Source organism: uncultured Anaerotruncus sp., from assembly GCF_902490045.1.
Lineage (GTDB): Bacteria > Bacillota > Clostridia > Oscillospirales > Ruminococcaceae > Anaerotruncus.
Genome location: NZ_CABUCJ010000092.1, coordinates 1 through 9729 on the forward strand (window position 1 = coordinate 1; position 9729 = coordinate 9729).

The window sequence follows — 9729 nt, forward strand, 5'->3', positions numbered from 1 at the left end:
GGCGCCGCCGACTTTGGCCAAAGGCCAACCGGAGGCGGCGCGGGGGTCAAGGGGGCGATAGCCCCTCGCGCCCTTCTTTGGATACTTTCTTTGGCGCAAAGAAAGTATCCCGCCTGCCGGGGCGGGACCCGGCAAGCTCCGCCGCTCAATGAGTGGAAAATCTAAAGTCACGGCCGCCGGCGAGCCCTCCGACCATCGGGCGGCAAACCTAAGCCGCCGCCCTGCGCCGGGCGGAAACCAGCCTCCCGACGGCGACGATCAGGAACACCGCGCCGAGCATGAGGGTGCAGAGCGCGTTGATCTCGGGGGTGACGCCCATCTTGAGCATCGAGTAGATCTGCAGCGGCAGGGTGCTCGTCTGCGCGCCGGTGGCGAAGAAGCTGATGACCACGTCGTCCATGCTCATGGCGAAGGCGAGCAGCGCGCCCGACAGGATGGAGGGCGCGATCAGCGGCAGCGTGATGTCGAAGAAGGCGCGCGGCGCGGACGCGCCGAGGTCGCGGGCGGCCTCGCCGATGGCGGGGTCAAGCCCGGAAAGCCGCGCCTTGACGTTGATGAAGATGTAGGGCACGCAGAAGGTGGTGTGCGCGAGCACAAGCGTCAGCATGCCGAAGGGCAGGCGCAGGAAGGAGAAAAACGCGAGGTACGCCATGCCGAGGATGATTTCGGGGACCATGATGGGGATGAGCGAGAGGTTTTCGAGCGCGCCGCGGCCGCGGAAATGCCTGCCCGCGATGCCCACCGCGCCGACGGTGCCGAGCACCGAGGCGGACAGGCTGCTGAGCGCCGCGAGCTCGAGGCTGTTAAAGAAGGCCGTGATGATATTCCGGTTGTGGAGCAGCTTTTGGTACCAGGAAAAGGTGAACCCCTCCCAGCTGAACAGCTTGGTGTCGTTGAAGGAATAGACCACGACCACCACGATCGGCAGGTACATGAGCAGGAGCAGGAGCGTCACATAGATTTCGGGGATTTTGGTCCGCCGTCTCATACGATCCCCTCCAGACTCTTTTCACCCGACAGCTTCTGGTAGAGGCCGATCACCAGCAGGGTGGCGGCCATCATGACGACCGAAAGCGCCGCGCCCATCGGCCAGTTACGGGCGGTGAGCAGTTCGTTTTTGATAAGGTTGCCGAGCAGCATCGTCTTTGCGCCGCCGAGCAGGTCGGAGATGAAGAAGAGTCCGACCGACGGGATGAAGACGAGCACGCACCCGGCCATGATGCCCGCGCGGGTCATCGGCACGGTGACGCTCCAGAAGGCGCGCCACTTTCCCGCCCCCAAATCGCGCGCCGCTTCGGTGAGCGCCGGGTCGAGCTTGGAGATCGAGTTGTAGACGGACAGGATCATGAAGGGCAGCAGGGCGTAAACCATGCCGACCAGCACGGCCCCAAAATTATACAGGAGTTTGAGCGGCGTGTCAATGACGCCGAGCGCGATGAGCAGGGTGTTGACGACCCCCTGGCTGCGCAGGAGGATCATCCACCCGTAGATGCGCACGAGCGAGTTGGTCCAGAAGGGCACGATGACGAGCAGCAGCGCGAGGGAACGCCGCCTGGGGGAGAGCTGCGCCGTGAAATAGGCGAACGGATAGCCGAGCAGCAGCGTAAAGCCGGTGGTGAGCACCGACAGCCAGAGGCTTTCCCCAAAGACGCGCAGGTAGGCGGGGGAGAGCATCTTGGCGTAGCTGCCGAGCGAAAACTCAGCGACGACCCCCCAGGTGGCCGCGCGCTTCAAAAAGCTCATGCAGAGGATATAGATGAGCGGGATGGCGACAAAAAACGCCGTCCACAGAAGAAACGGGACACCCGCGGCGGGAAAGCCGCGGCCCTTACGCGCGCGCTTCATTTTCACCGCCCCTTTCCACGATGGCGGCGCAGGCGGGCTTCCAGTAGATGTGCACCGTCTCGCCGACCTCGGCGCGGTCGCCTCCGCCGCCCATGCCGCTGACGATCAATTCCTGCCCGTCGGAAAGCCCGAGGGTCGTGCGCAGCATGCCGCCCGTATAGCTGTGCGCCCTGACGAGGCCGGTCAGCGCGAACCCGTAGCGGCATTCCTCGCCGAACCGGATGCGCTCGGTGCGCACCGAAAGGGTCACCTTCTCGCCCGGCGTCCCCTCGCCGCACGCCTTGATGACGCCGCCCGCGTAGAGGAGCGTCAGCGTGCCGTCCGGTTCCCGTCCCGCGACCTCGGCGGTAAAGATGTTGCTCTGCCCGATGAACTCGGCGGCGAACCGCGTCTGGGGCCGCTCGTAGATCTCGTCGGGCTTGCCGAGCTGGAGGATGCGCCCCTCGTTCATGATGCCGATCCGGTCGCTCATGTTGAGGGCCTCCTCCTGGTCGTGGGTGATATAGATGAAGGTGATGCCCAAATCCTTCTGCAACGACTTGAGCTCGGTCTGCATCTGGCGGCGCAGCTGCAAATCGAGCGCGCCGAGCGGTTCGTCAAGCAGCAGCACCGCCGGGTCGTTCACGATCGCGCGCGCGATCGCCACCCGCTGCCGCTGCCCGCCCGAAAGCTGGTTGGGCATCCGCGCGCCGAAGCCGGGGAGCTGCACCAGGCCGAGCATCTCGTCCACCCGGCGGCGGATTTCCTCCCTGGGCGTCTTTTTGAGCCGCAGGCCGTAGCCGATGTTTTTGGCCACGTTCATGTGCGGAAAGAGCGCGTAGCTCTGGAAGACCGTGTTGACCGGCCTGCGGTTGGGCTCCCAGCCGGTCATGTCCTCCCCCCGCAGCAGCACGCGCCCGCTGTCGGGGCTTTCCAGCCCCGCGATGATCCGCAGGGTGGTGGTCTTGCCGCAGCCGGAGGGCCCGAGCAGCGTCAGGAATTCCCCCTCGCGCACGTCGAGGCTGACCCCCGCGAGCGCCTCGGTTTCCCCAAACGCCTTGCAGATCTCCTGTAATGATAATAGTACGTCCTCCATGCCGATCCTCCTGTATGGTTTCCGCAGATCTCGTTATTTGATGATGATGCCGAGCAGCCTTGCCAGCCCCACCGCCTGTGCCGCGGTGAAGATGCCGCCCCGCAGGTCCTCCGCCGCGACGACGAGCCCGTCCGTCTCGCAGGTGGTGAAGTCCACCCCCGCGAGCTTCGTGTGGAAGAGCTCGGCCCCGGCGAGCTTACATTCCGAAAGGGTGAGGTCCCGCAGCTTGAGCTCCTGCATCGCCGCGCCCGAGAGGTCGCACCCCTCGAACCGCACCGCGCGCAGCCCCGCCTGAAAAAACTGCGCGTACCGCAGGCCGCACCGGGAAAAGCGGACGTCCCGCAGCACCCCTTCGGAGAAGTCCGCGCCCACGAGCTTGCAGTCGTCGAACCGCACCCGCGTCAGCGCCGCCCTGGAAAAGCCGGCGTTCGAGAGGTCGCACCGCCGGAAGACGAGGTCGGTGAGCCCCGTCTTCGCGAGGTCCGCCCCGGTCAGCCGCATCCCCTCGAAGACGCAGCCCTCGAAGCTCGCCTCCTCGAAGCCGAGCCCCGGCGCGGCGCCGCGGAAGAGCAGCCCGCTCACCGCGTCGATCTCCCCCGAGGCGTACCTCGCGGGCTCGTCCGCGAGCAGGCCCTCCGGGAGCTCCCGCTCTAGCTTCGGCTCCGCCGGCAGGGCCGGCGGCCGCTGTGCAGGCCGTATTTCCATGCCGCTCACGCTTTCACGGGGGATGCGGGGCGGGGCGCGCCGTTCACGACGCAGATGCCCGCGCAGACGAGCAGCAGCGCCGCGAGGTTCCGGAGGTTCCAGATTTCCTCGCCCAGAAAAAGCCCCGAACAGAGGGTGCCGAAGACGGGGATGAGGGAATTGAAGATGCTCACCCGCGCCACCGGCTGGTATTTGAGCAGCAGCGTCCAGATGGTGAAGGCCACCGCCGAGAGCGCCGCCATGTAGAGGAGCAGAAGCCAGGCCGCGCCGCCTGCGGGGCGGATGCGCCCGCCGCCGAGCGCGCCGGCGAAAAAGAGCACCGCGCCGCCCGCCAGTAGCTGCCAGCCGGTGACCACCATCGGGTCGTTGCCGGGCGCGACGCGCGCGCTCACCACCGCGCCGAGCGCGGAGGAGGTGGCGGCCAGCAGCATGAACCCCTCGCCGGTGAGGACGAACGCCCCGCCCAGGCCGCCGCCGAGGTTGAGCACAACCACCCCCGCGAATCCGACCGCGCAGCCGAGCGCCTTGCGGCGGGTCATGCGGTCCCCCCTGCAGAGGAAGTGGGCGAGGATGACGCCGATGAAGGCGGCGGAGGCGTCGATGATCGAGCCGCGGCTGCCCGTCGTGTTGGCGAGGCCGATGTAGAAAAAGACATACTGCGCCGCCGTCTGCACAAGCCCGAGCAGCAGGATCCCGCCGTAATTTTTCCGCGCGGGCAGCGGCGCGCGGCGGCCCGCGGCGGCGCCGAACGCGAGGGTCAGCAGGCCTGCCAGCAAAAACCGCGCCCCCGCGAAGAGCATCTGGGAGGCGGTGTCGCCGCTTCCGATCGCAAAGAGCCGGTACCCCAGCTTGACGCAGGGGAACGCCGTGCCCCACAGGAAGGTGGCGAACACCGCGAGCGGCACGACCGCCCCGGCGCTTTGCAGGCGGCCCTTCAGCCGTGCGGTCATTCCGTCTCCCGCGCCAGCCGCGCCAGATCGTCGGCGAACCGCTCGACCGCCGCCTCGTCGGTCGCCCACGAGGTCACGAACCGCACGACGGTATGCCCGGCGTCCGGCTTGCCGTTGCGTTCAAACTTGTATAGCCCGCCGAGCGCTTCCACCAGAGGGTCGGGCAGCACGGCAAACTGCTGGTTGGTGTGCGAGTCGCTCGCGAAGGAAAAGCCCGCCTCGGAGATCGCCCGCTTCATCCGCATCCCCAGCCGGTTGGCGCGCGCGCCGAGCTCGAGGTAGAGGTCGTCCGCGAAGAGGCTTTCAAACTGAATGCCGAGCAGCCGCCCCTTGGCGAGCATGCCGCCCCGCTGCTTGATGAGGTAGCGGAAATCGGGCTTCAGCGCGTTGTTCACGATGACGACCGCCTCGCCGAAGAGCGCCCCGCATTTGGTCCCGCCGAGGTAGAAGACGTCGCACAGCCGCGCGAGATCGGGCAGGGTGAGGTCGTTCGTCCCGGCGGTGAGCGCCGCCGAAAGCCGCGCCCCGTCGAGGAAGAGCCAGAGCCCCCGCGCCCGGCAGACGTTGTGCAGCGCCTCGAGCTCCGCCTTCCGGTAGAGGGTGCCAACCTCGGTCGAATCGGAGATGTAGACCATCTTTGGCTGCACCATGTGTTCGTCGGTGTGCAGATCGCACGCCTCCTCCACCATGGCGGGGGTGAGCTTGCCGTCGGGGGAGGGCATGGCCACCACCTTGTGGCCGGTCGCCTCGATCGCTCCCGTCTCGTGCACGCACACATGCCCCGTGTGCGCCGCGACCACCGCCTGGTGGGGGCGCAGCGCCGCCGCCACGACTGTCAGGTTGGCCTGGGTGCCCCCCACGAGGAAATGCACGTCCGCCTCCGGGCAGGCGATCTTCTCCCGGATGAGCGCCCGCGCGCGTTCGCAGTGCGGGTCGGTGCCGTAGCCGTCCGTCTGTTCGAGGTTGGTGTCGAGCATCGCCTGCATGACGCGGGGATGCGCGCCCTCGCTGTAGTCGTTCTTGAAGCTGTACATGTCCGTCTCTTCCTCCCCTGGATTGAATCTCTACCATTATAGTACGGTTTCCCGCGAAAAACAACCTCCCCCGGCGAATTCTTCCCGGGAAAACAGCCAGAGCCCGTGCGGCGCGCCCCGGTATTCCATCCCGCGGGCATACCGCATCCCAAGCCGCTTCGCGGCCGCCCTCATGCGAGCGCCCGGTAGGTGAAGTTTTCCCACACGAGCCGCACGCCCTCGTCCGTCTCGGGCGGGAGCAGCGCCATCGCCACCGTGTTTTCGATTCCCTCGTCGGTCACCATGACCGCGTAATCCCCGTCGATGCGGGTCACCGTGTAACAGGTCGGTCCCATTGTCCGCCCTCCTGCTGTAAAATTTTTATAAAATCCGGGCCGCCGCAATTGTAATTGCCGCGCGTTCGGGATAGAATGATTCCATAAGACCAAAACGAAAGGACGTAACCATGGTAACATTCGACCAGATCGCCCATAACGAATCCATTAAAACCTACATACGCAAGGCGGACGACGCGCTGCGGGTGCTGGGCTATACCGAACACAGCTTCGCGCACGTGACCAAGGTGGCGGGGAAGGCGCGCGAGATCCTGCTGACGCTCGGCTACCCCGAACGCACGGCGGAGCTCGCGCAGATCGCGGGCTACCTGCACGACATCGGCAACGTCATCAACCGCGCCGACCACGCCCAGAGCGGCGCGGTCATGGCCTTCCGCATCCTCGACAAGCTGGGCGCGGACGCGGAGGACACCGCCACGATCATCAGCGCGATCGGCAACCACGACGAGGGCACCGCCGTCGCGGTCGACGCGGTGGCCGCCGCGCTCATACTGGCCGACAAGACAGACGTGCGCCGCTCCCGCGTGCGCAACCGCGACATGGCCACCTTCGACATCCACGACCGCGTCAACTACGCCGTCGAGGAGGCCTCCACCGAGATCGCCTCCGACAAGTCCGCGATCACGCTGCGCATCCGCATCGACACCGCGAGCGCGTCGGTGATGGACTATTTTGAAATCTTCCTCCAGCGCATGCTCCTCTGCCGCAAGGCGGCCGAGCGGCTCGGCCTGCGGTTCGGGCTCGTCATCAACGACCAGGTGGTTCTGTAGGCCCGTACCACGCGTACCGCTCCATGTCCACAAAGCCCTCGCCGTCCACCGCGACGCCCTCTGCCTCAAGCAGCTTCCGCTGGGCGTCCGTCCCGCCGAACGCGAAGGAGGGCGCGAGCCGTCCTTCGCGGTTCACAACCCGGTGGCAGGGGATTTCCTCCCCCGGCGCGGGGTTGCGGCGCAGCGCCCAGCCCACCGCGCGGGAGGCGCGCGGGTTCCCGCAGAGCAGCGCGACCTGCCCGTAGGAGGCCACCCGGCCGCGCGGAATCCGCCGCACGACGTCATAGACCAGATCGTCAAAGCGCATACGAGATCCCTCCCCTCGTTTTTTTATTGTAATGCCTTTTGCCGAATCCTGCAACTGCATAGAAAGGGAGTTTTCCATGCCAAGACCGTTCGGCGCCCTCCAGGTGGCGCACCAGTTCATCGCGTCCCATGTGAAGCCGGGCGCTTTCTGCATCGACGCGACCGCGGGCCGCGGCAACGACACCGTCTTCCTCGCCTCCCTCGCCGGGGAGACGGGAAGGGTGCTCGCCTTCGACATCCAGCCGGAGGCGGTGGAAAGCACCCGCGCCCTCATCGGGGAACGCGGGTGCTCCGGGTTCGCGCGCGTCGTTCAGGACAGCCACGCCAATATGGCCCGCTACGCCGACCCGGAGTCGGTCGACTGCATCGTCTTCAACTTCGGCTGGCTGCCCGGCGGCGACCACGCCATCAACACCCGCGCCGAAAGCAGCATCGCCGCCATCGACGCGGGGCTTTCGCTTTTAAAGCCCCGCGGCATCATGAGCCTCATCATCTATTACGGGCGGGACACCGGCTACGCCGAGCGGGACGCCCTGCTCGCCTACCTGCGCACGATCGACCACCGCGCCTTTACGGTGGTCGTCGCGGACTTCTGCAACCGGCCCAACGACCCGCCCCTGCCCGTCTTCATTATAAAGGACGCGTGAGGCGGGGAGCTTTTGAAAAAGTTCCCCGCCGCCTTGGAGCGGCAGAGTGGCTTAAAAAAATTTCAACTTCTCCCTTGACTCTCCCATTGTGGGATGGTGTAAGCTGGCGGTGAGCTCAAAAACAGACGGGAGGACGTAACATGTTCAAGATCGGCGAATTTTCCAAGCTGACGATGATCAGCATCAAGATGCTGCGCCACTACGACGAGATCGGCCTGCTGGCGCCCGAGACGGTGGACTCCTTCACCGGCTACCGCTATTACAGCGCAAAGCAGCTGGAGGCGGCGGGCAAAATCCAGGCGCTCAAGTCGATGGGGTTCGGATTGGCGACGATCCGGGAAATCCTCGCGCAGTACGGCGACGCGGAAAGCTTTCGCCGCTATCTGGCGGTGCGCCTCTCCCAGATGCGGGAGGAATCGCGGGACCTCGGCGCCCGGCTCGCGATCCTCGAAAACACCATCGAACGATTGGGAAAGGACGATAACAGCATGAAGTACGATGTAACCCTCAAGGAAATTCCCGCCATGCAGGTCATGAGCCTGCGCGGCACGATGCCCTCCTACGACCGCGAGGGGGACCTCTGGCAGAAGCTCTACGCCGAGACGGCCGGCCAGCATGTCCAGGCGGCCTCCCCGGCCTACGCCATCGCCGTCTTCTTCGACGAGGGATTCAAGGAGTCGGACGTCGACGTGGAAATCCGCACGGCGGTCGCCGGCAGCTATCAGGACACCGAACACGTCCGCTTCAAGGAGGTCCCGGCCGTGAAGGTCGCCTCCTGCGTCATCCGCGGCAGCTACGCCAGCGTCTCCGACGCGTGCGCGGCGATCGGCGAATGGATCGACGCGGGTGGCTGGCGGATCAGCGGCCCGATGTTCAACATCTACCACGTGAGCCCCGCCATGGACCCCAACCCCGAAAACTGGGTGACGGAGATCTGCTTCCCGGTGGAAAAGTAAAGACGCGGAGAGACGCCGAAGCGCCCCGGCTTTGCCGGGGCGCTTTTATTTGCCGATTGCCCGGCAGGCGCGCGAACGCGTCCGCCGCGCCCTCAGGTCCACTCCTTCCACACGTCGGGGCGGTACCCGACGGTGGCCTGCTTCCCGTTTCGCACGATGGGGGTTTTGAGCACCGAGGGGTATTCCATCAGCTTGTCCGCGATGTTCTCCTCCCCGGCGAGGTAGGCGATGAAGGACTTGTCGTAGTCCTTCGATTTTTCGTCGACGAGCGCCCTCACGCCGCCGACGGCGCGCCTGACGCTCTCGAATTCCCCTCTGCTCATGCCGTAGCGGAGAAGGTCGACGCTCTGGAATTTGACGCCGCGTTCCTTGAAGTAACGCTCGGCCTTTTTGGTGTCAAAGCACTTGGCCTTGCCGAAAATCTGAATGTTCATACCCTGCTCCTGAAAAAGGTTTCGATCTCCTCCCGGCTGCCCGAAAGGGTCCCCTGCACGAGCTCGGGGCTTCCGCCGCCGCGCCCCGAGAAGGCGGCGTTCAGCTCCCTGCCGAGCGGACGCACGTCGCCGCGCGCGCTGCCGACCGCGTATTTCCAGCCCTCCCGCTCGCTTCCCGAGAGGACCGCAGCCACCCCGCACCGCTCGCAGAGCGCGAGGCAGAACCGCCGCAGCGCGGGCGGCTCCATCCCATCCTCGAAGAGAAGGGCGTAGGTCGCGCCCTCCTCGACCTCGCGGGCGCGGTAATGGAAGAGCTCCTCCTGGAGGCGCGCGGCGCGCAGCTTCAGCGCGTCGTTTTCCGCCTGCATCCGCTCCACCGCCCCGGCGAGCTCCCCGACCTTGGCGGAGAGCATTCCCGAGACCGCATAGGCCTGCGCGTTCTTTTCCCCGTAGTCGCGGAGCGCGCGGTCCCCGCAGAGCAGCCACACCCGCACGCCGCCCTTGTAGCGCTGGCTGGTGAGCAGCTTGATGACGCCGATTTCGCCCGTGCGCCGCACATGGGTGCCGCAGCAGGCGCACACGTCGCTGCCCGGCACCGTCACGATGCGCACCCGGCCGGCAAGCTCCTTCTTGCTGCGGTAGTCGAGGGCGGCAAGCGCCCCGGGGGAGGGG

General features: G+C 66.3%; 12 protein-coding genes and 1 pseudogene. 3 read left to right on the top strand and 10 right to left on the bottom strand.

Annotated features, from left to right (window positions below):
• Positions 1-208: 208 nt before the first annotated feature.
• The 7 genes from RDM88_RS09555 to RDM88_RS09585 all read right to left on the bottom strand — a co-directional run bounded on the left by RDM88_RS09555 (position 209) and on the right by RDM88_RS09585 (position 5944).
• Positions 209-988 (bottom strand): ABC transporter permease subunit, encoded by a 780-nt coding sequence (locus tag RDM88_RS09555; RefSeq protein ID WP_308754618.1) that lies wholly within the window; start codon positions 986-988, stop codon positions 209-211.
• The gene (locus RDM88_RS09560) at positions 985-1845 is read right to left on the bottom strand and encodes an ABC transporter permease (RefSeq protein WP_308754619.1); all 861 of its coding nucleotides are present in this window, start codon (positions 1843-1845) and stop codon (positions 985-987) included. Before RDM88_RS09560 ends, RDM88_RS09555 begins: the two co-directional genes overlap by 4 nt.
• Entirely contained in the window at positions 1829-2920 is a 1092-nt protein-coding gene (locus RDM88_RS09565; protein WP_308754620.1) for an ABC transporter ATP-binding protein, read from the bottom strand. Before RDM88_RS09565 ends, RDM88_RS09560 begins: the two co-directional genes overlap by 17 nt.
• A gap of 33 nt (positions 2921-2953) precedes the next feature.
• Positions 2954-3625: a pentapeptide repeat-containing protein gene (locus RDM88_RS09570; protein WP_308754621.1), complete on the bottom strand. Its 672-nt coding sequence runs from the start codon at positions 3623-3625 to the stop codon at positions 2954-2956.
• 5 nt (positions 3626-3630) lie between these two features.
• Entirely contained in the window at positions 3631-4575 is a 945-nt protein-coding gene (locus RDM88_RS09575; RefSeq protein ID WP_308754622.1) for a DMT family transporter, read from the bottom strand.
• The gene (locus RDM88_RS09580; RefSeq protein WP_308754623.1) at positions 4572-5609 is read right to left on the bottom strand and encodes an aminotransferase class V-fold PLP-dependent enzyme; all 1038 of its coding nucleotides are present in this window, start codon (positions 5607-5609) and stop codon (positions 4572-4574) included. Before RDM88_RS09580 ends, RDM88_RS09575 begins: the two co-directional genes overlap by 4 nt.
• Before the next feature lie 170 nt (positions 5610-5779).
• The gene (locus tag RDM88_RS09585; RefSeq protein ID WP_308754624.1) at positions 5780-5944 is read right to left on the bottom strand and encodes a hypothetical protein; all 165 of its coding nucleotides are present in this window, start codon (positions 5942-5944) and stop codon (positions 5780-5782) included.
• A gap of 110 nt (positions 5945-6054) precedes the next feature.
• Here RDM88_RS09585 and RDM88_RS09590 point away from each other — a divergent pair, with 110 nt between their 5' ends.
• Complete coding sequence (locus RDM88_RS09590) at positions 6055-6714, top strand: HD domain-containing protein (protein ID WP_308754625.1); 660 nt, start codon at positions 6055-6057, stop codon at positions 6712-6714.
• Here the strand turns inward: RDM88_RS09590 and RDM88_RS09595 are convergent.
• Positions 6692-7021, bottom strand: a complete 330-nt coding sequence (locus RDM88_RS09595) for an MGMT family protein (protein ID WP_308754626.1) — start codon at positions 7019-7021, stop codon at positions 6692-6694. The genes RDM88_RS09590 and RDM88_RS09595 overlap by 23 nt on opposite strands.
• A gap of 76 nt (positions 7022-7097) precedes the next feature.
• On the opposite strand from RDM88_RS09595, the gene RDM88_RS09600 reads away from it, so the two are divergent.
• Together RDM88_RS09600 and RDM88_RS09605 are read left to right on the top strand one after the other, a co-directional pair.
• Complete coding sequence (locus RDM88_RS09600) at positions 7098-7667, top strand: class I SAM-dependent methyltransferase (RefSeq protein ID WP_308754627.1); 570 nt, start codon at positions 7098-7100, stop codon at positions 7665-7667.
• A 140-nt stretch (positions 7668-7807) separates the two neighbouring features.
• Positions 7808-8623 carry a MerR family transcriptional regulator gene (locus RDM88_RS09605; RefSeq protein WP_308754628.1) on the top strand — a complete coding sequence of 272 codons (816 nt, stop codon included), beginning with the start codon at positions 7808-7810 and terminating at the stop codon, positions 8621-8623.
• Between the two features lie 92 nt (positions 8624-8715).
• Here RDM88_RS09605 and RDM88_RS09610 read toward each other — a convergent pair whose 3' ends face one another.
• Together RDM88_RS09610 and RDM88_RS09615 are read right to left on the bottom strand one after the other, a co-directional pair.
• Entirely contained in the window at positions 8716-9057 is a 342-nt protein-coding gene (locus RDM88_RS09610; protein ID WP_308754629.1) for an arsenate reductase family protein, read from the bottom strand.
• Positions 9054-9729, bottom strand: a pseudogene (locus tag RDM88_RS09615) (alanyl-tRNA editing protein); the annotation flags it as partial. The gene RDM88_RS09610 and the pseudogene RDM88_RS09615, both read right to left, overlap by 4 nt.

Excerpts from the sequence above, each read along its gene's own strand:
- RDM88_RS09565 (WP_308754620.1), bottom strand. The coding sequence starts at position 2,920 with ATGGAGGACGTACTATTATCATTACAGGAGATCTGCAAGGCGTTTGGG.
- RDM88_RS09585 (WP_308754624.1), bottom strand. The coding sequence starts at position 5,944 with ATGGGACCGACCTGTTACACGGTGACCCGCATCGACGGGGATTACGCG.
- RDM88_RS09605 (WP_308754628.1), top strand. The coding sequence starts at position 7,808 with ATGTTCAAGATCGGCGAATTTTCCAAGCTGACGATGATCAGCATCAAG.
- RDM88_RS09600 (WP_308754627.1), top strand. The coding sequence starts at position 7,098 with ATGCCAAGACCGTTCGGCGCCCTCCAGGTGGCGCACCAGTTCATCGCG.
- RDM88_RS09570 (WP_308754621.1), bottom strand. The coding sequence starts at position 3,625 with ATGGAAATACGGCCTGCACAGCGGCCGCCGGCCCTGCCGGCGGAGCCG.
- RDM88_RS09575 (WP_308754622.1), bottom strand. The coding sequence starts at position 4,575 with ATGACCGCACGGCTGAAGGGCCGCCTGCAAAGCGCCGGGGCGGTCGTG.
- RDM88_RS09610 (WP_308754629.1), bottom strand. The coding sequence starts at position 9,057 with ATGAACATTCAGATTTTCGGCAAGGCCAAGTGCTTTGACACCAAAAAG.
- RDM88_RS09595 (WP_308754626.1), bottom strand. The coding sequence starts at position 7,021 with ATGCGCTTTGACGATCTGGTCTATGACGTCGTGCGGCGGATTCCGCGC.
- RDM88_RS09555 (WP_308754618.1), bottom strand. The coding sequence starts at position 988 with ATGAGACGGCGGACCAAAATCCCCGAAATCTATGTGACGCTCCTGCTC.
- RDM88_RS09580 (WP_308754623.1), bottom strand. The coding sequence starts at position 5,609 with ATGTACAGCTTCAAGAACGACTACAGCGAGGGCGCGCATCCCCGCGTC.
- RDM88_RS09560 (WP_308754619.1), bottom strand. The coding sequence starts at position 1,845 with ATGAAGCGCGCGCGTAAGGGCCGCGGCTTTCCCGCCGCGGGTGTCCCG.
- RDM88_RS09590 (WP_308754625.1), top strand. The coding sequence starts at position 6,055 with ATGGTAACATTCGACCAGATCGCCCATAACGAATCCATTAAAACCTAC.